Raw genomic sequence first — 25,664 nt, forward strand, 5'->3', positions numbered from 1 at the left:
ACGCGTTTCATACTTTATAAAAGAGTTACACCGGTCTGTAATAATCCATGGATTCTTTTCAAGTGTTAAAACAATGAATAGAATTTGGAGGAATATGCATGAATGAACTTTTATTAAGTATGAAAAAATATGTAGAGGATGACGAAAAGATTTTAGCGTTTGTCGTAGGGATATTTGAAAAGGATGACTTTACTTTATGTTATCAACATGGGATTTTTGTTGCCACTACTAGACGTCTTCTGTTTTACGGGAAATTTTCGTGCTATCCTGCGATATTTGAAGAGTATTCATATTTGCATATAGATGACATAGATTTCCGTCCATATTTCGAATGTACTTGTAATCGTGAAACCATTAGAGCTAAGTATATTCAGAGTGGGAATGTGGAGCGCTTTGTCCGTACAGTTAGAGCGAATATGAATAATTAATCACCCCTTTGTTTAAACATAATATCTTGGTCTTTGTGAGGGGAAATGCGGAATAAAAACAACTTCTAAACCTCTAGGAGATAGTGATACAATGTCAAATGGGGGGAGGTATGAACTATGGTTAATCAACGTATAAAGGAAATAACACTAATTACAATTGGTTCATTATTATTCGCAATTGGTATTAATTACTTTGCAATTCCAAACCGTTTATCAGAGGGTGGAATTATTGGTGTAACGGTTGTTACGTACTATTTATTTGATTGGTCACCAGGAATTGTGAATTTTGGTTTGAATGCAATTTTATTAGCTGTAGGTTATAAATTTTTTGATAAGAAAACGATGGTTTACACAATTATAGGTATTGTGGAAACCTCTTTGTTTTTATATGTTACAGAACATATCGAATATCAAGTAAATAGTGATACGTTACTAGCAGCTTTATTTGCTGGTGTATTTGTAGGTATCGGATTAGGCTGTATGTTCAAAGCTGGAGGTACATCAGGAGGATCGGCAATTTTAGCTCGACTAGCAAATCAATATTTAGGTTGGAGCGTTGGTAAAGGCGTACTTATTATTGATATCGTTGTAATTGCGGGTTCTGTATTTATAATAGGACAAGAAAAGGCAATGTATACACTTGTAGCTGTATTTGTCGGAGCGAAAGTAATTGATTTCATCGTGGAAGGTATGGATACAAAAACAGCTGTTACAATCATTTCAAATCAACCGGATTTAATACGTGAAACTATTACAAAAAACATGACACGCGGTGTCACTGTATTAGAAGGACGCGGCGGATATACTGGTAAAAATAAAGAAGTTTTATATATCGTTATTAATAAACAAGAGCTTGTTAAGTTAAAGCAAGTTATTAGTAGAGTTGATGAAGATGCCTTCGTTGTCATTCACGATGTGCGTGATGTACTTGGCGGTGGCTTTAAAGCAAGCTAAAAGGTGAACGAGAAAATTCGTTCATCTTTTTTTATCCTGCATTAACGGGCAGTAGAACTCCCACCTCAAAATTCAGCTGGAGCAAAGAAATTAGGTGGGAGATCAACTGCCCGTAAACGCCCGATTGGTGAGGGCCGATAATCAGTGGGGGGATGAACAAAACCCCCACTGATTAAAGTTTCACTTTATTCTTACAAAAATGTAAGGGTAATGTAATGGGATTGAATGGTAGATTAAATTCCTGCTCTTTAGAATGGATGTATAAGTATCCTGTAGAGGAGGAAGATCAGTATTATGAAGAAAAAAATAATTACTACTGTAATAGCTATGGTAGTGATAGTAGTAGTATTACTACCTACGAAACTTGGACCAGTTATTGATAAATATAATCCGCTTTATACGACGAAAGAATACTATACAATTGTGGATGCGATTGGTCAGCGTGTCGGTGATGAATGGTATGAATATGAATTTATTGCATTTGATGAACGTGGAAGAGAACAAAAAATAAAGAAGACTGTTAAGCATATGTTAAAGAGAGATGAAGCATTAAAGGTGTACGCAAAAGGACGCTACGGCGAGGCAATTGAAGAAATTGAAGCTGTAAATATTCCTATTAATGCGAAGAGTAAACTTTTAACGATGAGATAGCGAATTATACCCCCACCTATTTTTTGTCGAAAATAAAAATACTAGGTAGGGGTATTTTAGGTTCGTGAAAAAGCCTTAGTCCATATGGACTAAGGCTTTTCTTATTATATAAAGGGGAAGGGGGTACATTGTAGTAGCATGAGTGAAAGGTATAAGAAGAGTAGGCTACTAGCAATGTAATTTGGTTATGTGAGTGTTCTTCTTATTTGGTTTACTTTCTAACTTTATTGTACGAAATATAGGTAAGGGAAACTATCGAATTACATTACACATAGCTTACAAACATGTAAGCCTTCTGTAATGTAATTCGATGGTTAAAATATAGTAAATTTCATATAGTGTAACTAGAAAGTCTCACTGTATCACTTTCTGTTTGTAATGTTAATGAAGAATGAAAAACCAACTAATTTTTAATAGCCCTCATCTCTATTTAGATGAGGCTCTTTTTCAAACCTTACAACATTGTAAGGTTTACGTAAGTTAATTCGATAGTAAATTTGTCATATTTTTTGCATAATAGATACAAATAGATAAAAAATAATTAGGGATATATTAAGAAGGGAGAAAACTGGGATGCGTAAAGAAGAAGTAGTGAAGTTTCCAATTAAAGATTTCTGTAGCTACTTTACTGTTGCCGTAGTATGTATTGGATTATTTGATATAATAACAAATTTAATTGTTAACTAATATAGATGATAAAACAAGAAGGAAGACCCTTTCTTGTTTTTTTTATGGGGGCATAAAGATGAAATTGATTGATAGTCATATACATGTTGATCAATATGAGAATGAAGAGAAAAGTAGATTATTTATAGATGTGGAAAACAGTAAAGAGATACAAGGGCTTATTGCAGTATCTATGAATTATCAATCATGTCTAGAAACTTTATCTTTAGCAAAGCGATATCCTTTTGTACATCCAGCAATAGGTTTTCATCCGGAGCAGCCGATTCATAAAGAGGAATGTGAGCAAATTTATAAATTAATTGAAGATCATGTAGAGGAAATCGTTGCGATTGGTGAAGTGGGCTTGCCATATTATTTAAGGAAAGAAGATGAAAATATTGCTATTGATCCATACATAGCGGTGTTAAAAAAGTTTGTGGAACTAGCTAGTAAATACGATTTACCAATTATATTGCATGCGGTTTATGAAGATACTGACACTGTATGTGGTTTACTTGAAGAATATAAAGTTTCGCGTGCACACTTTCATTGGTTTAAAGGAAGTGAAGAGACAATGAAACGGATGATGAGGAACGGTTATTATATTTCTATCACACCGGATGTTTTACATAAGGAGAAAATTAGAAAAATAGTTTCGTATTATCCGCTTGAATATATGATGGTAGAAACAGATGGGCCGTGGGAATTTCAGAAGGATACGATGACACATCCTTATATGATAAAAGATGTATTACAAGAAATTAGTATAATAAAAAAAATATCAGTAGAGAAAGTTACTGAGCAAATATATGCGAATACGGTGCGATTTTATAAAGTTAGTGAGTCATAAAAAAATACCAAGCATCTCGCTTGGTGTTTTTTTATGACTCTAATTTTTTCGCACGTCTTAATAATAAAAGAAAGACAATTATAATGAACCCAATTATATGGAAGAACCCATATTGTTTTATATAATCAATTATGTCATTCGCACTTGTTGGTTTTTCAATGTGAATGCCTTCTTTATTAGTAGTAATATGAATATCTTTCATTTTTACTTCATTCATGTCTTTTTGTAAATCAATCCACTCTATGTTTGGAATACTTTCTAGTTCTTTTAATACTTCTTTTAATGGTTCAACGCCCAAGTAAGGATGATAAAATGCACCGATAATTCCATCAGATAGTTTAGTGATAGATAAAGCACGTTCTTTCATTTTTGCTATAGCTTGTGGCTTACCTTCTTCAATAAAGCCAACAGTTTCAGGAATTAATTTCATCCCATGTAAAAATGACGGTGTACTTATATAAGCCGGTGAGTGCATTGATTTCCAAGTTGTATCGTTTAGTTGTATTTGTCCTACATAAGTTGAAAAATATTGTGATAGTATTTCATATCCTTTTTGAGACATTGTATAGTGCGGAGCTTCAAAGGCAACTGGATATAATTTAGCTTCTACAAGCTCTGTAATCCCTTTTTCAATATGATCTTTAATATATTTTTCTTCGAAGGCTTTCCCGTTTTTTACGTATTTATTATAGTCTTCTGTAGACTGAAAATCTTTTTTTGTTTTTGATTTTTCATGGTTTGGTTGGCGAATTGGTTGATCTGTTTTTACATCCCAAAATTCAAAACCTTCGCCAGTTTCACTATCATAAAACTGATGTGTGTAACCATGCATAACGATAGAGCCACCATTATCTTGCATAAAGTGTAAAACATCGATTAATTCAGAGTTATCCTTTAAATGTACTGTTTTTCCTGTGTCTGGATCTTTGTAAACAGGGATAACGGTAATCATATAAGGGAGCTTTTTCTCTTTTAGTAATTCAGCGATTTCTTTTAATTGCTTTACATCTACAGCTGGATGAACGTCTTCAAGACGTAAATAAGCTGAAGTTTTATTTGTTTCAGGTATTTGTCCGAAATAAGAAAATAACATTTCACCGACGTAATGAGACATCCAATCGAAAAGGTTTGGAGTTGCAACATAATAGGATGTTCCTTGCTGAATGATTAACGGATGAGTTCCATCAGCACTCAAGGCGTAAGCAAGAGTTGTTCCTTTTGTTTCAATTTTCTTCATTAAGCGTTCTTCATGTAATTCATTTTTTAACTGGTTAGTCGGATATTCTATAGTGTGAATTCGTATATCGGTTTCTTTCGAGGTAATGAAAGAAAAACGATTAGATAATTGTTCAACATTTTGTCCTAAAATTAATATGGGACCTGAGAAGTTTTCTAGAAATTGTTTTGCTGCAATAGAAAAATCTTCTTTTTTCTCTCCGATATAAACAATATGTGTATAAGAAGATGATTCAGTACTTTCCTTTATTTCCTTTAAGCTTTTTACTGTTATATCTTTTGTAAAGTGCCCTAACTGAGTATTAAGGATTTGTACATTGTTTGTAATTTTGTTGTCTTCTGTACTATACAAAACGAGTACTTTTGATTTTGATGATGTTTGTGCAGAGGTATGTATAGGAATGAGTAGTAAAATGCTGAAAAAGATTAGTAGAGTTCTTTTCATTTATTTATGCTCCTATTCTATATATGGAATTCAATTTACAATTATATACAAGAAATAAGTTATAGTCCATGTAAGTTACATTTTTGCACGTATTTACCATATGTTTTTTCGCAAAATCGGTCTAAAGCATGATGATAATATGTATAGTAATTTGCTATGATTGAAAGGTAAGAGAATGATAGAGTGTTGGTAATTGTAAAAGAAAGGCTGAAAGGGGACAAATTTCAGCGGAGAAAGAGGTAGAGGTAGTGAAGAAATTCTTTGTAGGATTTTTAGTTGTTCTTGGAGTGTATTTATATTTCCAAGGAAAGTCTGAAGGAATGGGTAAGCTAATGAATGAGACAAGCTATGTTGATTCAGAAGAAGCAAAACAGATGAAACAAATCATTATAGAGGAAGCAAAGAAAGTAAACCTTCCGGAATGGATACCTCTTACAATTGCCGAACACGAAAGTAGGTTAAATCCAAGAAGTGTTGGAGATAACGGAACTTCATTCGGATTGTTTCAATTACACCGCGGTGGTGGGCTTGCGCCAGATCATTTAACTGATGAAGAGCTGAAAGATCCACGTACAAATGCGCAAATTGCAATGCCGCATTTAATGAAAGGTTATAAGCGCGGGGTGCAAAAAGGTTTGACTGATTTTGCATTACTGAAATATATAGCGAATACATCTGGATGGCCAGGGAATTTAGGACCAGAGTGGACGGATAACAATATGAAGTATAACATCGGATTAGAGGATGTATACTATCGAAATAAAGGTGTAATCAAAGAGTAGGTTTTCTATACCTACTCTGTTTTTTTGTGAATAATTTTGTCTTCGTGCTTCATGAAATACTGCGCTAGTTGTATTTTCACCTCTTCTAGTTTTGTAGAAACTTGTGGTATTTTATATCCTACATACAACGGTGAAACGACAAACCTAGGAACAACTTTACAAATGATTTTTCCATTTAGATGATAGAAGAATAAGTTATAACTACTACATCCTTTATGGAAATCTGTCAGTATGTAACGTACAGTTTGCTGAATATAATTTGCCATTTCATCTATAAATGCAATATATTCAATGACTATGTTAAATTCAGTAAAGCCAATAATAGGACGCTCTGAAATGTTGAGTTCAATGCGTTCATTTTTTTGAACAATTACCCCTTGGAAATTTGCTTCCTCAATATTTTCAAGATAGTCTACATGTTTCATTCCGATAATTTGCATATGTGCATGATGCAAACTTCCGCCTGAAAATGGACCATGATTTTTGTATAAAATCACAGAAGTGAATTCTTCATTTTCCTGTAAGTTTAACCAATGGAGAATAGAGAAGCGAATTAGTTTTCTCATATGTTCTTCTGTATATGTTGCGATATGGTCTTCGCAATTATCTGTTTCGATTAGCACGGTTTGAAAGGTATCCTGTAATGTAGGGAATTTATTTTTTAACCAAATAATAGAGCCCTCAGTTGCTAAAATATCCGTTAAATTTTCTCTGTCACAAAAAGGACATGCAGCGCTTCTGTTCCGAATGCTTTCTGGTTTTTGTTTACCGATATCGTTTAAAAAATATAGTTGTTGTGTATCCATTTGTATATGCCCCTTTAAAATATATGTAAAAATCCCGCTTAATACATTCGGGAAAAGGAGAAGGAAATCCTTTAAAGGGAATAGGGAAAAATAAAAGACAAGATATCCTCATTGCAATAGGGTACCTTGTCTTTTATTTTTTCTTTAATAGTGTGTATGGATAATATAGAGCATTTTCATTTTGTTTCTTTTTTCTATTTTTTATTGTGTATAAGGCAATTGCTGTACTTGCGATTACAATAATGGCTTTCTTCATATTCATATACCCCTTTTTATTGTTGGTTTAATTCTTGGCTAACTGCTTTCGCATCAACTAAAGCATGTAAGATCATTTTTACCATGTTCATCATAGTTCTTTCCTCCCTTTTATAGTTCGTTTAGTTCTTTTACAACTGCTTGTCCGTTCACTAATACCTCAAAGATTGCTTTTACGATTTCTTTCATCATGATTGTTTCCTCCTTGTTTTTGTCTCTCTTGTTTATATCTTTATTGTATAGGGAGGCATCTTTTCGTACTATCGCTTTCCATTACGTGAACATAACAGTTTTGTAAGATTTGATGTCACTTATTGAAATGTTTAGTCTATCTTCATTATTTTCAGAAAAATGACTATTCAAACATAAATCGGGGAAGTATAATAAAGAAGTAAGTATTAAATTCCGTACGAAAGGAGTGAATGAGATGAAATGTTCTTTAGCTACGCGCGCAAAATTTTTAGATTATATCTATATTTGTCGTGCGATTTTTCATGATGTAGTTGTTAACGGGATACGTATGCCCTTTTTTAACAATTGCATAGTAGCTATTGAACGATAGAAGTCTCTTCACCCATTTTTGATAAACGTGTGAAAAGGGAGCTATTTGGCTTCCTTTTTCTATGACAAAAACCATGGGGAATGTTTCTTTCCCATGGTTTTTTATATTGAAAGGAGTACGGAAAATGACAATTTGTAGTGTAAATAATGTAAAGAAATCTTTTGGTGGAAACATCATATTTGAAAATATATCGCTTGAAATAAAGAATGGAGAACGTATTGGATTAGTTGGTCGTAACGGTAGTGGGAAGACAACTATCTTTCAGCTTTTAACAGGAATTGAGGGTTTGGATGCAGGGGCTATTCATGTGAAGAAAGGTACGCGCATTGGTCATGTAGCACAAATTCCAAAATTTAATAATGAAATGAATGTATATGATGTATTAAGCTCCGCTTTTAAAAAGGAAAAAGAGTTGGAGATAGAAATGCATGATTTAGAAAAAAATATGGCGGAAGAACAGGAATCATCTGCTTTACAAAAATTGATGGAGAGATACGGAGTAATTCAAGAAAGGTACGCGTTTCTCGGTGGTTATGAAATAGAAGCGAATATTATGAAGGTAGCAAATGGTCTACAGGTGACGGAACTATTTCCAAGATCATTTATGGAGTTAAGTGGTGGAGAACAAACAAAAGTAAGCCTTGCGTATATGCTATTGCAGAAACCAGATCTACTTTTGTTAGATGAACCAACAAATCATTTGGACTTATTTGCAGTCGAGTGGTTAGAGCAATTTCTAAAAGAATATACAGGAACAGTTATGGTCATTTCGCATGATCGCTATTTCCTTGATGAAGTTGTAACGAAAATTTTTGATTTAGAAGATGGAGAAATTCACGTATATCATACGAACTATTCACAGTTTGTTGAGGAAAAGGAAGAAAGGCTGCTTCAAGAATTTCAAGCGTATCAAGAACAGCAAAAGAAAATAAAGAAAATGAAAGAAGCAATTAAGCGTCTACGTGAATGGGCAAATCAAGCGAATCCGCCGAATGAAGGATTGCATAAGAGAGCCAGAAATATGGAACGTGCATTAGAGCGCATAGAGAAACTAAAGAGACCCATTTTGGATAGAAAACAGATGGGACTTCAGTTTGAAGGGCAAGAGAGAAGCGGGAAAGATGTTGTTGTAATGAAAGAAGTGAGTAAAGGATTTGATGAACGATCTTTATTCGAGAAAGTAAATTTGCATATTCGTTTTCAGGAGCGCGCAGCTATCGTTGGACGTAATGGTACAGGAAAGACTACGTTATTAAAACTATTACTAAAAGAAATGCAGCAAGATGCTGGAGAAATTCGGATTGGTAGTAGTGTGAAAATCGGTTATTTATCGCAACATGCGTACGGGAATATGAAGAACAATGTATTGGAAGCTTTCAGAGATTGCGTGGCTGTAACAGAGGGAGAAGCAAGACATATATTAGCTCGTTTCTTATTTTATGGTCCAGCTGTTTTTAAGAAAGTAACACAACTTAGCGGTGGAGAAAAAATGAGGTTAAGGCTCGCGCAACTTATGTATCAAGATGTTAACTTTCTTATTTTAGATGAACCGACGAATCATCTTGATATTGAATCAAGGGAAGTTTTAGAGGAGGCCCTTGAACAATATAATGGGACGATTTTAGCTGTTTCACATGATCGTTATTTCTTAAAAAAATTGTTTGAAAAGACATATTGGATTGATGAGCACAAATTATTTGAGTTTGCAGGGAACTATGCATGGGCTCGTCAAAAGTGGGAAGAAAGAATTGAGAAACAAGTAGTAAAACAGAAGCAGCAACAGCAAGGGAATAAAGCGTTAGAAGTAATGCCTATAAAAAAGAAGAAGTCTAGGGATTTAGAGGCAGTTGAAAATGAGTTAATGCATATAGAAGAAGATATATATGCACTCGAATGTAAAATGGAAAATGTAGTTGATGTTGAAATGCTTGAACAATTATATGAAGAAAAAACGAAAAAAGAGTTTTTACGAGCGGAGTTATATAATGAGTTAGAGAATATTGTGGAGTAAAGAAAATAGAATGAAAAAGAGCAAGTTGTTTCCTCATATTTTGGGGGAGGGCTTGCTCTTTTTAGTATAATGAAAGTAGAAAAATTGGTATAATTTTCTTGCTGCTGTGATAATAGAATGAACTTTAGGTCACTAAAACGTGGGGAGAATTTTATGTTAGGATATGCGCGGATTGCTACAATCGTCATGATTTGCTTAGTTTACGCAAATCATGTTTCACGTGAAACAGAAAATTTACAAATTTTTGTCGGTATTGCACTTTTTATTTATATTGTGAATCATATTTTGCTTGTAAAAGCAAAAGGGAGTAGGAAACTTGTTTTTTATACCTTGCTCACAAACGGTATTGTCACAGCGTTATTAGGTTTTTTATTTCCCGAGACATGTTTGTATTTAATTATATTTGGAATTGATGCGGTAGGATTATTTATTCATGATTGGCGTAAAAGGATGACTTATTTTTTTATCGCTTTTTTCTTTCTTTGTTGGTTTATAAATATACTACATACGTATCAACATACAGAGAGTCTGGAATTGGAGAGTAATGCAATTAACTTTATGTTTATCATTTTCAGTGCTTTAGCTGGAAACTTAATAAAAAAACTTACAGCTGCGCGAAAAATGGTAGATGAGCAATATGGGGAATTAGCATTATCTCATACAGCTTTAAAAGAAGCACATGAGCAATTACGTCTATATGCAAAAGAGGTAGAAGAATTGACAGCTGTTCGGGAGCGAAATGATATTGCCCGAGAAATTCATGATACTGTTGGTCATAATATGACAGCATTACTTGTTCAGTTACAACTGGCGGAGGTTTTATGGAAACAAAAATCGGACGCTACAGAAGAGGTTTTACATACATGCCATGGGTTAGCTAGAAAATCACTTCAAGAAGTGAGAGCTTCTGTGCATGCCTTAAAAGAGGAAAGTAAACTAGGGAACATAATAGAGAATATGCGTGAAATGTTACATGGATATTCTAAAGTGACGAAAGTACAAGTATCTTTTCAATTACAAGGAGATCCGGTTTTGATTCCGTTGTCACTACAGCCTACGTTGCTTCGGATTATGCAAGAGTCTTTAACGAATGCAAAACGTCACGGAAAAGCTAGTTTATGTGAAGTAAGTTTAGTTTGTTCAGTGGAACAAGTTAAGTTATGTATTTTGGATAATGGTATGGGAGTAAATGAAGTAAGCCCTGGATTTGGCTTACTTAATATGAAAGAACGTGTAGAGGAGCATGGTGGAATCATTCAATTTGAAAGTGAAATAGAAAAAGGTTTTCGCCTAAAAATCGAATTTCCACTCCGAGAAAAAACATGGGTAATAGGGGGAGCGTTATGATTCGAATTATGATTGTTGATGATCAATCACTGATTCGTGATGGATTGGCAATGATATTAAATTTACGTCCGGAACTGGAAGTGGTAGGGACGGCTAGTGATGGGGATGAAGTCGTACAAAAGGTGAAACAATTACAGCCTGAAATTATTTTGATGGATATTCGGATGCCTCGTATGAATGGTGTTGAAGGAACTCGTTTAGTTAGAGAAAAGTTTCCTTATATAAAGGTTCTTATGTTAACAACTTTTAGTGATAGTGAGCTTATTTTTGAGGCATTAGAGCAAGGAGCGAGTGGTTATTTATTGAAGGATATGGAGACAGATGCAATCGCGCAAGCAATTTTAACGGTGCATAGTGGCGGGGTTGTGCTTCCTCAGGATATAACAGCGCAAATTATAGAGGAATTAAAAAAGACGAAAGTGGCAGTAGAGTGTAACCCACCAGAACAACTAAAACAATTAACTGAGCGAGAAGTAGATGTTTTAAGAGCAATTGGACTGGGGTTAAATAATAAAGAGATTGCCGAAAAGCTATTTATTACAGAGGGAACTGTTAAGAATCACGTTTCTAATTTGATTAGTAAGCTAGAACTGAGAGATCGAACGCAAGCAGCGATATACGCAGTAAGGTATGGCGTCACGATGTACACATGACTTTTGGCATATATAAGTGTGAAAAAGCAGCGGAATTTGCTGCTTTTTTATTTTGTATTTCTATCTTAAGGGTGATGGAGAGAAGAAGAAATTTTTCTACAATGAAAGTGTAGATGAATACAAAGGGGCTGAATCAATATGTTAGTCATAGATCATATTACGAAATCATTTGGCAAGAAGGAAATCGTAAAGAATGTTTCTTTTGAAGTGAAAAAAGGTGAAACATTTGGATTGCTTGGACCAAACGGAGCGGGGAAATCAACGACGATATCAATGATTTGCGGGTTAATTCCATACGATAGTGGTGATATAAAAGTTGGTGGGAAATCTGTAAAAGAGTATCCATTAGAAGCGAAAAAGAAAATCGGTATTGTCCCGCAAGACATTGCGCTGTATCCGACACTTTCAGCAAAGGAAAATTTAATCTTCTGGGGAAAGATGTACGGTTTAAATGGAAAAGTTGCAAAAGAGCGGGCAGAGGAAGTGTTAGCTTACGTCGGTTTACAGGACCGGGGGAAGGATAAAATTGAAACATTTTCAGGTGGAATGAAAAGGCGTATTAATATTGGTGCAGCACTTATGCACGAACCAGAGTTATTAATTATGGATGAACCGACAGTCGGGATTGATCCGCAATCGAGAAATCATATTTTAGAGACTGTTAAAAAGTTAAATGAAAAAGGTATGACGGTCATTTATACGAGTCATTACATGGAAGAAGTTGAGTATTTATGTGAGCGAATTGCCATCGTTGATCATGGAAAGGTAATTGCACTAGGAACGAAAAGAGAGCTATGTAATCGTCTAACAGATGGGTTTATGGTGAAATTGCAATTAAATCGCTACAGTACGGAACTGCTACAAAAGTTGAAGGCACTACCTGTTGTTGAGCGGATTATTTTTGACGAAGATAGTAGCACGATTGATATTGGACTAAATGGTGGCGAGGCAATTGGCATAGTTGTTTCAGAAGTTGTTGAAAACAAAGCTCAAATTTTAAAACTGGAAGTAAAAGAACCGAATTTAGAGGCACTTTTTTTACAATTAACAGGACGTTCACTTCGTGATTAAGGGGGTTAGTACGAGATGAGAAGTTTCATTATTGCATGGAAAGATTTAAAAATCCGTTTAATTGATCGGCGCGGATTTATGATGATGTTAATTATGCCACTTGTATTAACGGCTATTTTAGGTTCAGCATTAAGTAATGTATTTGAGAGTGGTGGACTACCGAAAACAGTAATTGGCTATTATCAAGAGGGAACGGATGAGTTTGCAGATGTCTTTCAAAAAGATGTATTGCAATCTAAAGAAATAAAAGATGATGTGAAAGTAAAGGTAGTTAACTCTCGGGAAGAGCTTGAAGATATGTTAAAGGAAAAGAAAATAGATGTAGGAATTGTCATCCCAAATAAATGGAGCGAACAAGTACAAGATGGAAAATTAAAAGAACCAAAGGTGCTTATAGACCCATCAAAAGATATACAAGCAAAAATTGCTGAGTCAATGATCCGCTCTTTTTCAGAACGTGTTCAAACAGTCGCAGTATCTACTAAAAGTGTTGTAACAGAATTAGCAAAATCTCAGCAGAGTGATGTAGCACAAGTTGCAAAAGAGGTAAGTGGAAGTCTACAGACGATAGCAACTGCAAGTGTGGGTAACATCCAAAAAGGAACGGTAGGCAAAAAAACAGTTGCAGCGATGCAATATTATGCAGCAGCAATGTTAGTCATGTTTTTACTATATAACATAACAGTAGGTGCAAAGTCAGTTGTAACAGAGCAACGAACTGAAACGTTGGCGCGTTTGTTCAGTACACCGACGAGCTCATTTTCAATTTTATTCGGGAAGTTTTTAGGTACATTACTATTTGCCTGTATACAATTTGGAATATTTATAGTTGCTACACGCTTTATGTTTCATGTGGAATGGGGCGAAGATGTGTCTCAAATAGTAGTGTTGGGAATTTCTTATGCAATTTGTGTTTCTGGTTTATCTATGTTAATCGCCGCTTTTATTCGTGAGGAAAAAACGGCAGATTTAATGGGGGGAATCGGTATTCAAATACTAGCTATATTAGGAGGATCAATGTTACCGATTTACGTATTTCCCGATACACTTCAAACAGTTGCAAATATTGCTCCGAATAAATGGGCACTTACGAGCTTTTTAAATATTATGTCGGGAACATCTTGGGATGTGCTATTCCCTGTCATTTTAAGTTTATGTAGTGCAGGAATTATCTCCGTTATGATTGGAACGTTACGTTTACGTACGAGATAGGAGGGGAAATGATGAAGAAAGTTTGGGCGCTTTGTTGGCTAGAATTAAAACAAATTTTAATTAAGCCACAAAGTTATATACTCATGTTTGGAATGCCTATTATTTTTACACTCATTTTCGGTGGACTTTTAGGCGGAAGTGGGAATGAGAAAGTAAATATTAGTTTAGTAGATAAAGATGGTTCTGTATTATCTGGCAAGTATTATGAGGAAATAAAGAAAAGTGATTTAATTTCTATAGAAAAGGTAACGTATAGGGAAGGGACACAGAGGATCGAAGATAAGAAATCATCTGGTATAATCATCATTCCGAAAGATTTTCAAAAGAGTATGCAAGATGGAAAAGTAGAAAATATTCAATTTCAAGCCAGTGCTGATTTTACGGGTGGAACTTCTGTAGAGCAAGTATTAGCAAGTGCATTAAAAAAGATGGAGATAGAAGTTAGTGCAGCAAGAGATTTTGAGAAGAAAAGTAACACTTCGTGGGAAACGATGTATGAAACAATTTATACAAAAATAGATCCTGTTTCGATTCAAAAAGAATTGATTTTACACGATGATCAAAAGTTAAATAACGTTACAGGTCGAGCGGCAGGCTTTTCAATTCTATTCGTCATGATTGTCATGTTAAGTGCGACGGGAACTATTTTGAAAGCTAGACAACTTGGGGTTTGGTCTCGTTTATTAGGGGCACCAGTTTCAAAAGTTCAAATACTAGCAGGATATATCCTTTCCTTCTTTTTAATAGGGTGGATTCAATTTGGTGTTTTAATGATATTAACGCATTCATTATTTGATGTGCAGTGGGGAAATTTATTAGGGGTTATTACACTCGTTTCAGTATTGCTATTAACGGTTATTGGTCTAGCTTTATTATTGGCAAGTATCGTGAAAACAACAGAACAGCAGTCCGCACTAGGGAATATCGTTGTAATTTCAACGTGTATGATTGGTGGTCTTTATTGGCCAATTGAAATTGAGCCTTCATGGATGCAAACGGCGGCAAATTTTGTTCCGCAAACGTGGGCGATGCGTGGCTTTACTGAGTTAATTGTAAGGGGAGGTACATTAGCAGATATAGGAGGATATATTGGTATACTCATTTTATTTGCAGGAGTATTTTTCGTAATTGGTTTAACAAGAATACGTTATGACTGAAAAAAGAAAGCAGAGTTACAGCTTTACGCGCTGAACTCTGCTTTCTTTTTGTGTGGTATCTTCCCTTGTTGAAATTATAATAGCGATCCCGAGCATAATAAAAAAAGCTAAAAAGAGGACGAACTTTGGGAAGAAAGGGAATAGTAATAACGCCCCGACTATTATGATTGTTAATAATACATAGTGCAGGACATATTGGAATAGGTTGTCCATATTTTCGCCCCCTTCTTGGTAGTTAATTGTTATTATTCTATGCGGGACTATTAGGTAATAGAAGGTGTTTTTAATTTTTTGAAAGACATCAATTAGCAAGGATTGACATAACTAGTGAAAAGGAATAATCTTGAAATTAATTCATACTATTTTTATAGGTAAAGTAAAGATAGTTACAGAATTGGCGTTATGTTACCACTTAATAAAAAAACAGGAAAGTAAGGGTGAGAATTATGCGAAAGGTTTTTAAAGGGTTACTTGTTACGTTTCTTAGTACATCGGTTTTATTAGCAGGATGTGCTCAAGAAGAGACAAGTACAAATGAAGCAACAAAGATGCCGAAAGTAAAAGATGAGTTTATTAAAGCGAGTGACAAAGCAAAAAGTCCAGCAAAGGCAAAAGAAAGAAAAGATACCTTTGTAGTGGGAATGCCGAGCCCTGGCGGGATATTCCTTCCGCATTTTATGGAAAATGGGTGGGATGGTAATATAACACAAGCTATCTTTGCTCCTCTCGTTGGATTGGATAAGGAGGGGAAACCAATTCCAATTCTAGCGAAGAAATGGGATATTTCGGAGGATCAGCTTACATATACGTTTCATTTGAAAGATGATTTAAAGTTTAGTGATAGTTCACCGTTAACAGCGGATGACATAGCATTTACATTAACTTTACTACATGATCCAACTTATAGTGGTGCAACGGACATAAGCCAAACCGCAATAAAGGGTGGGCAAGCATATAAAGAAGGAAAGGCTACATCTATTGAGGGGATTCAAGTCATCGATCCGAAAACAATTACGATTACAACTGAAAAGGTAAATGCCCAAACATTATCGTTAATTGGTGGAGAAGTTATATCAAAAGCTTATTACGGTAAAGAATATAAGCAAGGGAATTTAGAGTATTTAAAAGAGTTATATGGAAAACCGATGGGAGCAGGAGCTTATAAACTAGATAAATATATTCCAGGTCAAGAAGTTCGTTTTGTAGCAAATGAAAATTATTTTGAAGGTAAACCGAAGATTGAGCACTTTATTTATAAAATTACAAAAGGTGATACGAAGCTACAACAATTTCAAGCGGGCGAAGTAGATTATGATGGCTTCACGACAAATGCGGAGACGATTGAACAATTAAAAGAGTTAGGCTTTGCTAATGTTAATGTGTATACGGGAAGTTCATACGGTTACATTAAAATGAATTATAAGAAGTCATACTTTAAAGATAAACGTGTACGCCAAGCGTTTATTTATGGATTAGAGCGTCAAAAGGTCATTGATACATATTTCCAAGGATACGCTTCACTCGTTAATGTACCAATTACACCAGTTTCGTGGGCGTATACAGAAGAAGGAATCAATAAATACGAATATAATTTAGAAAAGGCGAAGAAATTGCTCGATGAAGCTGGGTGGAAAGCTGGATCAGATGGTATTCGTGAAAAAGATGGCCAAAAATTGAAGGTAAGTTATTTTGCTTCTTCTGCAAGTAAAATCAATGATGTGATGATCCCCGTTATGAAGGAGGATTATAAAAAGATTGGGGTAGATTTCAATCCTGAATACATGGACTTTAATACGATGATTTCCAAGGTAATTAAAGGAGATTATGATTTAGCGATGGTCTCCACACCGATGATTGATGATCCGAGCGGAACAATTGAGGAGTTTGTTTCGACAAGTAAGCGTAATTATGATGGATATCATAATCCGAAAGTAGATGAATTAGCTAAGCAGGCATTAGAAACATTGGATATTGAAAAACGAAAAGAAATCTATAAAAAACTATATCAAGAGTTAAGTGAAGATCCACCTGTTATTTTCTTAAACAATAGTAAAGTCGTGTCTGCACATAATGCACGAATTCAAGGATTACAAGAAGATAATTATAATGGTATTTTGTTAAGTTTACCTAAATTGAATATTGCTCAATAATTTTTGGGGAATTATCGAAATATTTATATAGAAATAATTGACAAAATATACTGAAAGATATAAGCTAATAACCATAAAGTCTACCGGAAAGGTCGGAATAAGATTGTTACCCCTCAAAAACAACTATTTTTTTATAACCAAAACCGACTTTTCCGATTGGCTATAAAATGTTGCTGTGGGAGGCATACATTAGGCAAGCAGTTCATAAGGTGTAATTATTAAAAAAAAGTTAGGGTGGGGACAATGAAGAAAAAGACAAAAAAATGGGCTGGTGTATTTTCGGTATTACTGAGTAGTTCGCTTGTGTTATCTGCTTGTGGGGGACAGGAGGATACGGCTTCTACAGAACCAGTAAAACAGCAAGATTTAAAAAATATAAAAGTTGAAAATATTGCTGCGACAGATAAGACGAAAGTACCAGATAAAGCGAAGAATAGAAAAGATACGTTAGTAGTTGGCATTAGTAAACCAGGCGGCGTATTTTTACCATATTTCCAACAAAATGGTTGGGATGGAAACGTCACTTCAGTTATTTTTGCATCCCTTGTATCTACAGATAAACAAGGAAAACCAACTCCAGAATTAGCTGAGAAGTGGGATATTTCCTCTGATCAGTTAACATATACATTCCATTTACGTAAAGATTTGAAATTTAGCGATGGTTCACCATTAACAGCAGATGATGTAGCGTTCACATTGACGCTTTTACATGATAAGGCATATGAGGGTGACAAAGACATTTCTCAATATGCTGTTAAAGGTGGTAAAGAATATAAAGAAGGAAAAGCAACTTCTATTGAAGGAATTCAAGTTGTTGATCCACAGACAATTAAAATTACAACTGAAAAAGTTAATTCACAGGCACTAACAGCCTTAGGTGGAGAGGTATTATCAAAAGCTTATTATGGAAAAGATTACAAACAAAATACAAGCTTAGATTACTTAAAAGCGTTATATGAAAAACCGATAGCTGCGGGTCCATATAAATTTGAAAAGTATATCCCAGGGCAAGAAGTGCGATTTGTAGCAAATGAAAATTATTATGCGGGTAAACCAAAAATTCCAAACTTCATTTATAAAATTACTTCTGGTGATACGAAGCTTCAATTATTCCAAACAGGTGAGGTTGACTACACTGGCCTAGGTACTGGTGACGAAGTTCTTGAACAGGCTAAGGCTTTAGAATTTGCAAATATCCAAATCGAAACAGCAGCGTCATTTAGCTATATTTATATGAATAATAATAAGCGGTACTTAAAGGATAAAAAGGTTCGTCAAGCACTTATTTACGGATTAGATCGTAAAAAATATGTTGATACAGCATTGAAAGGATACGGTACGGTAGCTAATGTACCAATTCATCCAACTTCTTGGGCTTATACGGAAGAAGGAGTTAATAAATATGAATACGACAAAGAAAAAGCGAAAAAATTATTAGATGAAGCAGGATGGAAAGTTGGTTCGGATGGAATTCGTGAAAAAGATGGTCAAAAATTAAAGCTTTCTTATTTCGGCCCAAGTTCGGCTAAAGATAGCGATTTATTAATTCCGATTGCAAAAGAGAATTATAAAGAAATAGGTGTAGAATTTAACCCTGAATTTATGGACTTTAATACTATGCTTTCGAAGGTAAATAAAGGTGATTATGATTTAGCGTCTGTTTCGACACCAATTACAAGTGATCCGAGTGAAACAGCTGGTGAATATTTGTCGGGTGTCAATGAGAAGAGTCTTGGTTATAAAAATGCAAAAGTAGATGAGTTAATTCAAAAAGGTATTGAAACGGTAGATATTGAAAAACGTAAACCAATCTATAAAGAACTGTATAAAGAATTAAGTGAGGATCCACCAGTAATTCTATTAAACTATCGTAGAACAATTACTGGTTATAACGGGAATATAAAAGGAATTGACCCTGAAAAATACAATAGTATTAGTGCAAACTTACCAGCTCTATCTATCGAAAAATAACGAGAAGAATGTATAAGTAGAAGACATTTTTTCATTCGGCAAGTAGTGTGCCGCTTTGAAAAAATGTTCTTCTATTTTAAGCATAAGATTGGAGAGAAAAAGGGTGAAAACATATATCATTCGTAGGCTGTTACAAATGATTCCTACACTGTTGGGGACATCGATTATTATCTTCTTCCTGTTCGCACTTCTTCCAGGAGATTATATTGATTCAAACCCGAAGATTACACCGGAAAGAGCAGCTGAACTTAGGGAATTGTATGGATTGAATAAACCAATTGTTGAGCGATATTTTCACTGGCTAGGTAATGCATTGCAGGGGGACTTTGGTTTTTCTCTTCAATATCAAGAATCTGTAACGTCATTATTAAATAAATTTATATGGAATTCGTTTATTGTTGCGATTATTGCATTGTTCTTTATTTGGCTAATTGCACTTATTATCGGTGTATTTTCAGCGACAAAGCAACATTCTTTATTCGATAAGCTTGTAACAATTGGTGTATTTGCAGCGATGTCATTTCCTTCATTCTTTATCGGTTTGTTTTTAATTAAAGTGTTTGCGGTTGACTTTAAGCTGTTACCGATAGGCGGGATGATTGATGTTGGGAGTAATTCAACTGGGCTTGCTTACGGAATAGAAGTTGCAAAGCATATGGTTTTACCCGTATTTATTTTAACTCTTCTTGGAGTTGGCTCATTAACTCGTTATTTTAGAACGAGTATGTTAGAGGTTGTACGGCAAGATTACATTCGAACGGCTAGAGCAAAAGGTTTAAAGGAGAAGACCGTTATTTATAAACATGCATTAAAAAATGCAATTTTGCCGGCTATTACATTGCTTGCATTTGAATTACCAGGGTTGTTTTCAGGGGCAATTATTATAGAACAAATTTTCAACTGGCCAGGTATCGGTAATATTCAATTAGAAGCATTAAATTTTCGTGATTATACGGTATTAATGGCATTTACGATGTTTCTTTCGTGTTTGACAATTGTTTCAAACTTTTTAGCGGATATTGTATATGCAGTTGTTGATCCACGTATTCGGTTGAAGTAAGGGGGGAAAGAGATGGAAACTGTTACAGCAACTACGGAAAAAAAAGAAAAAAAGAAAAGAAGGAATGAATCATCGCCGTGGAGGCAAGCTTTTAAAAGGATAAAGAAAAATAAAATGGCACTTATAGGATTTTACGCATTAGTTTTTATGTTTTTATTTTGTTTTATTGGTCCATTCTTTTCACCGTATGCATCAGGAAAAATACAAGTTACGCTAATTAACAAACCACCTAGTTTTTCTCATTGGCTTGGCACAGATCAATTAGGAAGAGACATTTTAACGAGGCTTATGCAAGCAGGACGGATCTCATTAACAATTGGCTTAGCCTCAATGGTGTTATCCGTTATACTAGGAGCTTTATTAGGAGCGATTGCAGGTTTTTACCGTGGTATCGTCGATAATATTATAATGCGTCTTGCGGATATTTTAATGTCGATGCCAGGATTACCGTTACTTATTATAATGGGAGCTATTTTATCAGAATGGAAAGTACCATCTGATTATCGTCTTTATGTCATTATGATCATTTTAAGTCTAGTAGGTTGGCCAGGACTTGCACGCCTCGTACGAGGTCAAATTTTATCGCTGCGAGAACAATCGTTTATGCAAGCTGCTGATGTACTCGGGATAAACGATTACCGGAAAATTGTATATCATTTAATCCCAAATGTTCTGCCGATATTAATTGTTGTATCCACATTAGGTGTTGCAGGTTCTATTTTAGGAGAGTCTGCACTAAGTTACCTAGGACTTGGCGTTGTCCCGCCTACACCATCGTGGGGAAATATGATTAGTGCAGCAAACTCATTAATCGATTTCCAAAAGCGTCCGTGGTTATGGATCCCGCCTGGTTTTGCAATCTTTATAACAGTTGTATCAATTAATATACTTGGCGATGCACTTCGTGATGCATTAGATCCAAAGATGAAGCGGTAGGTGAGAAAGCATGAGTAGAGCGGTAGTAGAGCTAAAGGATTTACAAACACACTTTCAGACGGAAGAAGGTACAGTAAAGGCTGTCAATCATGTTAGCTTTTCAGTTCGAGAAGGTGAAACAGTTTGTGTAGTGGGCGAATCAGGTTGCGGGAAAAGTGTAACGGCTTTATCTATTATGGGACTTATTGCTGAATCTGGCGGCATCGTTGGTGGTGATATTCTTTATGAAGGAAAAAGTCTTTTAGGAATGAAAGAGAAAGAACTTCGTAGTTTAAGAGGAAATGATATCGCCATGATTTTCCAGGAACCGATGACATCGCTTAATCCGGTCTTTACTGTTGGAGAGCAAATTGTTGAGACGTTAAGAGAGCATGAACTACTTAGCAAAAACGAAGCATACAAAAAAGCAATTGAATTAATTCGTAAAGTTGGTATTGCTCGTGCTGATGAAATTGTCCATTCTTATCCGCACGAATTAAGCGGTGGCATGTTACAACGTATTATGATTGCTATTGCACTTAGTTGTAATCCAAAGTTATTAATTGCAGATGAACCGACAACAGCTCTGGACGTTACGATTCAAGCGCAAATATTAGATTTACTAAGGCAAGTAAAAGAGGAATTTAAAACATCGATTTTATTAATTACACATGATCTAGGTGTTGTAGCAGAAATGGCCGATTATGTTGTCGTTATGTATGGTGGAAAAGTTATTGAAGAGGCACCGGTACTAGAGATATTTCAAAATCCGAAACATCCATATACGCAAGGGTTGCTAAAATCAAAACCAGTAATGGGGAAACGAACAGATAAACTTTATTCTATTCCAGGGCAAGTTCCAAATTTAGTTGGCTTAGATGAGTTTTGCTACTTTAGTGGTCGCTGTGAACATTGCATGGAAATATGCAAAAATGAAGCGCCAAATCTTAATGTGCATGACGAGGATCATAAAGTAGCTTGTTGGTTATATGAGGAGCGTGCTGGGCAATGAGTGAACCATTATTAGAAGTGAAGAACTTAAAAACGTATTTTCCGATTAAGGGCGGCGTATTTAGTAGAACGATTGGACATGTGAAAGCGGTAGATGGGGTAAGCTTTACAATTGATAAAGGAGAAGTGTTTGGCCTTGTAGGAGAGTCTGGAAGTGGGAAAACGACGATAGGAAAAACAATTCTCCGTCTCGTTCAAAAAACAGAAGGCGAAGTGAAATTTAAAGGTCAAGATGTTCATGCTTTATCAAAAGAAGAGCTGAGAAAGCATCGTCCTAATATGCAGCTCGTCTTTCAAGATCCATTTAGCTCATTAAATCCAAGAATGAGAATTGGAGAAGCGCTTGGTGAGCCAATGTTGGCTCACGGACTAGCGACGAAAGAAAATGTCCGTGCAAAGGTGATAGAAGTATTGGAGTTATGTGGTTTAGCGCCGTATCATATTGACCGGTACCCTCATGAGTTTTCCGGTGGGCAACGTCAACGTATCGTTATTGCAAGGGCGATGGTATTAGATCCAGAATTTATTGTAGCTGATGAGCCTGTTGCGGCATTAGATGTATCTATTCAAGCGCAAATCATTAATTTGTTTAGTGAATTACAGGAGAAAAAGGGATTATCCTATTTATTTATTTCACATGATTTAAGTGTTGTGGAGCACTTATGTACGAAAATTGGAATTATGTATTTAGGAACTATTGTGGAAACAGCACCACGTGATGAGTTATTTGCGAATCCGCTTCATCCATATACAAAAGCATTGTTATCAGCAGTGCCAATACCGGATCCAACGGTTAAGCGAGAACGGATTATTCTAGAAGGGGATATTCCAAGTCCTGCAAATCCACCATCAGGTTGCCGTTTTCATACACGTTGCCCCGTTGCTACAGATATTTGTAAAACGAATGTACCAGAATTCCGTAATGTGGGTGAAGATCATTTTGTTGCTTGTCATCATGTGTAAAAGAAAAGGACTCTTTCAAAATGTGAAAGAGTCCTTTTTTTACCCCGCATTAACGGGCAGTAAGACTCCCACCTAAAAATTCGACACATGCGGGGAAGTTAGGTGGGAGATTAACTGCCCGTAAAAGCCCGATTGGTTCAACTAATAATCAGAGGAACCCCGCCTCTGATTAAAGTTGAACTTTATTTACTAGATGAAGTTTGTTTCAATACAAATTGCTCGATTGCATGAGCAACACCATGTTCATTGTTTGTTAATGTTACAACGTCACATAGTTTTTTGACATCTTCTTCGGCATTTCCCATTGCAACTGATAAGCCAGCTACTTGTAACATTGGCACATCATTAAAGTTATCGCCGATTGCAACAGTATCTTCAATTGGTATATTGAAATAAGCTGCCATTTCTTGCAAACCATTGCCTTTATGGCCATGCTTATCCATAATTTCTACATTAGTAGGAGCTGATGCCGTAACTGAAATGTCCGTATCTTCTTGTAAAGTTTGTAATAGCTGTGAACGATGAGCAGCATTAAATGTTAAAATGAAGAATTTAGATATTTCTAATTCTGGATTATTTACGACATCTTCGATTTTTTGGAAATCAGTAATTAAGTTTGATTTCTTTTGTTTTTCTGTAATTCTTTCAAGTTCCTCAAGTGTAACATCTAGTGTATGCTTGTTTTCTTCGAATGCCTGCATAACTTGATCTTGCCATGTATAAGGAGAGTAAACCCCTTTATTTGTGTACAACTTATATGGAAAACCTTCAGATTCTAGTAATTTTGCAAGCTTGTATACTTTATCATTTTGTAAACAACGCGAGTTAATTACTTTTCCGTCCACATAAACAATTGCCCCATTGCTTGCTCCAACTGGAAGAGATAGTTTATATTCTTCCAATAATTTCAAAGCATCCTCTTTCGCGCGGCCAGAACAAATCATTACAATATGACCAGCCTCTTTTGCGGTTTGGATAGCTTGTAAGTTCTCTTTGGAGATTTCAAGATTAGATGATAGTAGTGTACCATCCATATCTAGTGCGATTAATTTCAAAATGACCACCTCTTTGTTTCCATTATACATAGTTATATAGAGGAAACATATAAACTTATCTTGGAAAGATAGTATTTTATCCCGCATTAATTTCTAGTAAAAGTGCGATTGGTGAGGGGAATAATTAGTAGGGAATGGAACTCTCGTTGATTAAAGTTTCACTTTGGTTTTTAACAAAATAGAGATGAATAATATTATATTTCGCTTTATGACCTTAATGTTACACTAGTGTTACAAATATGATTGTAGTAGAAAACGCATTAAAACAAGGTTTTTGAGTGTTAATTTAAAAAAACGTAAAAAAAGTGTAATAAAATTTACGTAATTATATTGCAACGTAATAATAGTTATGTTACATTAGTGTTACAAACGTTACGTAATTAATTTCAATGTAACGTTAACATGAAAACTATGAACTAATCATTTCTTAGTAATTACATATAGATAACTTATAAAAAAGGAGAATGAATGATATGAACAACGAGCAAGTATTAAACGTAACAAAAGGTGACTTCTTAGGATCAGCAAGCGGAGCAGTAGTATTAACAGCATTAATCGTATTTCTATCAAGCGTATTAGTATAATAGAAGTTTTGTAACAAAAATAAGAGAAGGGAGAATGAAAATTATGAACAACGAGCAAGTATTACAAGTAACAAAAGGTGACTTCGTAGGATCAGCAAGTGGAGCGGTAGTATTAACAGCATTAATCGTATTTCTATCAAGCGTATTAGTATAATAGAAGTTTTGTAACAAAAGATAAATGAAGGGAGAATGAAAGATATGAAAGAGCAAGTATTACAAGTAACAAAAGGTGACTTTGTAGGATCAGCAAGTGGAGCGGTAGTATTAACAGCATTAATCGTATTTCTATCAAGCGTATTAGTATAATAGAAGTTTTGTAACAAAAGATAAATGAAGGGAGAATGAAAGATATGAAAGAGCAAGTATTACAAGTAACAAAAGGTGATTTCTTAGGATCAGCAAGCGGAGCAGTAGTATTAACAGCATTAATCGTATTTCTATCAAGCATATTAGTATAATAAAAGTTTTAAATTGTACAAAATGAAAGGAGAATGAGGAATATGAACAGTGAACAAGTGTTACAAGTAACAAAAACAGATTTATTAGGATCATTAGGCGGAGCGGTAATATTAACATCATTTATTCTATTCCTTGCAAATATATTAGTATGAAAAATATAAATACAATCATTCAAAAAAAATAAAGACTCTAACGTATTAGTAAGTAGTTAATATGTTGGAGTCTTTTTTGTTTTCCTCTCATATATACCTTCAAGTATTAATATTTTCCCCTTACTTTAAAGAGAAAAAAGTCGAATTTTATATGTAAGAAAAAAAGAGGAATTTGACAGAAAAGATAGAAAATTTTAAAGGTCGGAAATTGTTAGCTTGCTAACTAATTTCTATTAATTGATGTTGGAAGCGTTTTCG

The 25,664-nt window shown here is 34.9% G+C and carries 28 protein-coding genes; 23 read left to right on the forward strand and 5 right to left on the reverse strand.

All coding sequences use genetic code 11. The features are described 5' to 3' along the window. Window positions 1–98: 98 nt before the first annotated feature. From QCI77_RS01185 to QCI77_RS01200, 4 genes are all read left to right on the forward strand, one after another. Entirely contained in the window at window positions 99–428 is a 330-nt protein-coding gene (locus QCI77_RS01185; RefSeq protein WP_002091410.1) for a PH domain-containing protein, read from the forward strand. Window positions 429–545: 117 nt separating this feature from the next. Then, entirely contained in the window at window positions 546–1,382 is an 837-nt protein-coding gene (locus tag QCI77_RS01190; RefSeq protein WP_353824417.1) for a YitT family protein, read from the forward strand. Window positions 1,383–1,676: 294 nt separating this feature from the next. Next, window positions 1,677–2,033 carry a YxeA family protein gene (locus QCI77_RS01195; protein ID WP_353824418.1) on the forward strand — a complete coding sequence of 119 codons (357 nt, stop codon included), beginning with the start codon at window positions 1,677–1,679 and terminating at the stop codon, window positions 2,031–2,033. Window positions 2,034–2,778: 745 nt separating this feature from the next. Next, window positions 2,779–3,549 carry a TatD family hydrolase gene (locus QCI77_RS01200; RefSeq protein WP_061689750.1) on the forward strand — a complete coding sequence of 257 codons (771 nt, stop codon included), beginning with the start codon at window positions 2,779–2,781 and terminating at the stop codon, window positions 3,547–3,549. Window positions 3,550–3,580: 31 nt separating this feature from the next. Here the strand turns inward: QCI77_RS01200 and QCI77_RS01205 are convergent, their stop codons facing one another. Then, on the reverse strand, window positions 3,581–5,230 hold the full coding sequence (locus QCI77_RS01205) for a DUF2334 domain-containing protein (RefSeq protein WP_353824419.1): 1,650 nt from the start codon (window positions 5,228–5,230) through the stop codon (window positions 3,581–3,583). 248 nt (window positions 5,231–5,478) lie between these two features. Here QCI77_RS01205 and QCI77_RS01210 point away from each other — a divergent pair, with 248 nt between their 5' ends. Continuing rightward, a complete protein-coding gene (locus QCI77_RS01210; RefSeq protein WP_000713256.1) occupies window positions 5,479–6,012 on the forward strand; it encodes a transglycosylase SLT domain-containing protein in 534 nt (177 codons plus the stop codon). Between the two features lie 11 nt (window positions 6,013–6,023). Here QCI77_RS01210 and QCI77_RS01215 read toward each other — a convergent pair whose 3' ends face one another. Continuing rightward, the gene (locus tag QCI77_RS01215; protein ID WP_353824420.1) at window positions 6,024–6,818 is read right to left on the reverse strand and encodes a DUF4931 domain-containing protein; all 795 of its coding nucleotides are present in this window, start codon (window positions 6,816–6,818) and stop codon (window positions 6,024–6,026) included. Between the two features lie 133 nt (window positions 6,819–6,951). Further along, window positions 6,952–7,080, reverse strand: a complete 129-nt coding sequence (locus QCI77_RS01220) for a hypothetical protein (RefSeq protein WP_002029408.1) — start codon at window positions 7,078–7,080, stop codon at window positions 6,952–6,954. A 420-nt stretch (window positions 7,081–7,500) separates the two neighbouring features. On the opposite strand from QCI77_RS01220, the gene QCI77_RS01225 reads away from it, so the two are divergent. The 7 genes from QCI77_RS01225 to QCI77_RS01255 all read left to right on the forward strand — a co-directional run bounded on the left by QCI77_RS01225 (window position 7,501) and on the right by QCI77_RS01255 (window position 15,086). Beyond that, window positions 7,501–7,635: an RAxF-45 family protein gene (locus QCI77_RS01225; RefSeq protein ID WP_002139888.1), complete on the forward strand. Its 135-nt coding sequence runs from the start codon at window positions 7,501–7,503 to the stop codon at window positions 7,633–7,635. Between the two features lie 124 nt (window positions 7,636–7,759). Next, window positions 7,760–9,646, forward strand: coding sequence for a ribosomal protection-like ABC-F family protein (abc-f, locus tag QCI77_RS01230; protein WP_353825749.1), 1,887 nt, complete (start codon window positions 7,760–7,762; stop codon window positions 9,644–9,646). Window positions 9,647–9,799: 153 nt separating this feature from the next. Continuing rightward, the gene (locus QCI77_RS01235; protein ID WP_353824421.1) at window positions 9,800–10,993 is read left to right on the forward strand and encodes a sensor histidine kinase; all 1,194 of its coding nucleotides are present in this window, start codon (window positions 9,800–9,802) and stop codon (window positions 10,991–10,993) included. Continuing rightward, window positions 10,990–11,646: a response regulator gene (locus QCI77_RS01240; protein WP_000619338.1), complete on the forward strand. Its 657-nt coding sequence runs from the start codon at window positions 10,990–10,992 to the stop codon at window positions 11,644–11,646. The genes QCI77_RS01235 and QCI77_RS01240 overlap by 4 nt, the downstream gene beginning before the upstream one ends. A 138-nt stretch (window positions 11,647–11,784) precedes the next feature. After that, window positions 11,785–12,717: an ABC transporter ATP-binding protein gene (locus QCI77_RS01245; protein WP_000960163.1), complete on the forward strand. Its 933-nt coding sequence runs from the start codon at window positions 11,785–11,787 to the stop codon at window positions 12,715–12,717. Window positions 12,718–12,732: 15 nt separating this feature from the next. Next, entirely contained in the window at window positions 12,733–13,929 is a 1,197-nt protein-coding gene (locus QCI77_RS01250; protein WP_113770469.1) for an ABC transporter permease, read from the forward strand. Window positions 13,930–13,940: 11 nt separating this feature from the next. Continuing rightward, window positions 13,941–15,086 carry an ABC transporter permease gene (locus tag QCI77_RS01255; protein ID WP_353824422.1) on the forward strand — a complete coding sequence of 382 codons (1,146 nt, stop codon included), beginning with the start codon at window positions 13,941–13,943 and terminating at the stop codon, window positions 15,084–15,086. 15 nt (window positions 15,087–15,101) lie between these two features. Here the strand turns inward: QCI77_RS01255 and QCI77_RS01260 are convergent, their stop codons facing one another. Continuing rightward, window positions 15,102–15,299, reverse strand: a complete 198-nt coding sequence (locus QCI77_RS01260) for a hypothetical protein (protein ID WP_002115459.1) — start codon at window positions 15,297–15,299, stop codon at window positions 15,102–15,104. Between the two features lie 233 nt (window positions 15,300–15,532). Here QCI77_RS01260 and QCI77_RS01265 point away from each other — a divergent pair, with 233 nt between their 5' ends. The 6 genes from QCI77_RS01265 (at window position 15,533) to QCI77_RS01290 (ending at window position 23,156) form a co-directional block, all read left to right on the forward strand. Further along, a complete protein-coding gene (locus tag QCI77_RS01265; protein WP_353824423.1) occupies window positions 15,533–17,236 on the forward strand; it encodes an ABC transporter substrate-binding protein in 1,704 nt (567 codons plus the stop codon). A 243-nt stretch (window positions 17,237–17,479) separates the two neighbouring features. Beyond that, window positions 17,480–19,207, forward strand: coding sequence for an ABC transporter substrate-binding protein (locus QCI77_RS01270; RefSeq protein WP_353824424.1), 1,728 nt, complete (start codon window positions 17,480–17,482; stop codon window positions 19,205–19,207). Window positions 19,208–19,310: 103 nt separating this feature from the next. Next, window positions 19,311–20,267, forward strand: coding sequence for an ABC transporter permease (locus QCI77_RS01275; protein WP_002091399.1), 957 nt, complete (start codon window positions 19,311–19,313; stop codon window positions 20,265–20,267). A gap of 12 nt (window positions 20,268–20,279) precedes the next feature. Beyond that, window positions 20,280–21,203 carry an oligopeptide ABC transporter permease gene (gene opp4C / locus QCI77_RS01280; protein ID WP_000451066.1) on the forward strand — a complete coding sequence of 308 codons (924 nt, stop codon included), beginning with the start codon at window positions 20,280–20,282 and terminating at the stop codon, window positions 21,201–21,203. A 10-nt stretch (window positions 21,204–21,213) separates the two neighbouring features. After that, the gene (locus QCI77_RS01285; protein WP_002091396.1) at window positions 21,214–22,194 is read left to right on the forward strand and encodes an ABC transporter ATP-binding protein; all 981 of its coding nucleotides are present in this window, start codon (window positions 21,214–21,216) and stop codon (window positions 22,192–22,194) included. Next, on the forward strand, window positions 22,191–23,156 hold the full coding sequence (locus QCI77_RS01290; RefSeq protein WP_002124795.1) for an ABC transporter ATP-binding protein: 966 nt from the start codon (window positions 22,191–22,193) through the stop codon (window positions 23,154–23,156). The genes QCI77_RS01285 and QCI77_RS01290 overlap by 4 nt, the downstream gene beginning before the upstream one ends. Window positions 23,157–23,338: 182 nt before the next feature. Here QCI77_RS01290 and QCI77_RS01295 read toward each other — a convergent pair whose 3' ends face one another. Beyond that, window positions 23,339–24,211, reverse strand: a complete 873-nt coding sequence (locus tag QCI77_RS01295; RefSeq protein ID WP_000766416.1) for a Cof-type HAD-IIB family hydrolase — start codon at window positions 24,209–24,211, stop codon at window positions 23,339–23,341. A 464-nt stretch (window positions 24,212–24,675) separates the two neighbouring features. Between QCI77_RS01295 and QCI77_RS01300 the strand changes: the two genes are divergently transcribed. Genes QCI77_RS01300 through QCI77_RS01320 form a run of 5 tightly spaced genes read left to right on the forward strand, consistent with a single transcriptional unit; the run spans window position 24,676 to window position 25,406 of the window. Next, window positions 24,676–24,795, forward strand: a complete 120-nt coding sequence (locus tag QCI77_RS01300) for a DUF3948 family protein (RefSeq protein WP_002009865.1) — start codon at window positions 24,676–24,678, stop codon at window positions 24,793–24,795. Between the two features lie 34 nt (window positions 24,796–24,829). Continuing rightward, window positions 24,830–24,949, forward strand: coding sequence for a DUF3948 family protein (locus tag QCI77_RS01305; protein WP_000700010.1), 120 nt, complete (start codon window positions 24,830–24,832; stop codon window positions 24,947–24,949). A gap of 35 nt (window positions 24,950–24,984) precedes the next feature. Beyond that, entirely contained in the window at window positions 24,985–25,101 is a 117-nt protein-coding gene (locus tag QCI77_RS01310) for a DUF3948 family protein (protein WP_000654250.1), read from the forward strand. 35 nt (window positions 25,102–25,136) lie between these two features. Continuing rightward, a complete protein-coding gene (locus tag QCI77_RS01315; protein WP_353824426.1) occupies window positions 25,137–25,253 on the forward strand; it encodes a DUF3948 family protein in 117 nt (38 codons plus the stop codon). Window positions 25,254–25,295: 42 nt separating this feature from the next. Next, window positions 25,296–25,406 carry a DUF3948 family protein gene (locus tag QCI77_RS01320; RefSeq protein ID WP_001083697.1) on the forward strand — a complete coding sequence of 37 codons (111 nt, stop codon included), beginning with the start codon at window positions 25,296–25,298 and terminating at the stop codon, window positions 25,404–25,406. Window positions 25,407–25,664: the final 258 nt, after the last annotated feature.

The organism is Bacillus cereus group sp. MG9 (assembly GCF_040459995.1).
GTDB classification, from domain to species: domain Bacteria; phylum Bacillota; class Bacilli; order Bacillales; family Bacillaceae_G; genus Bacillus_A; species Bacillus_A mycoides.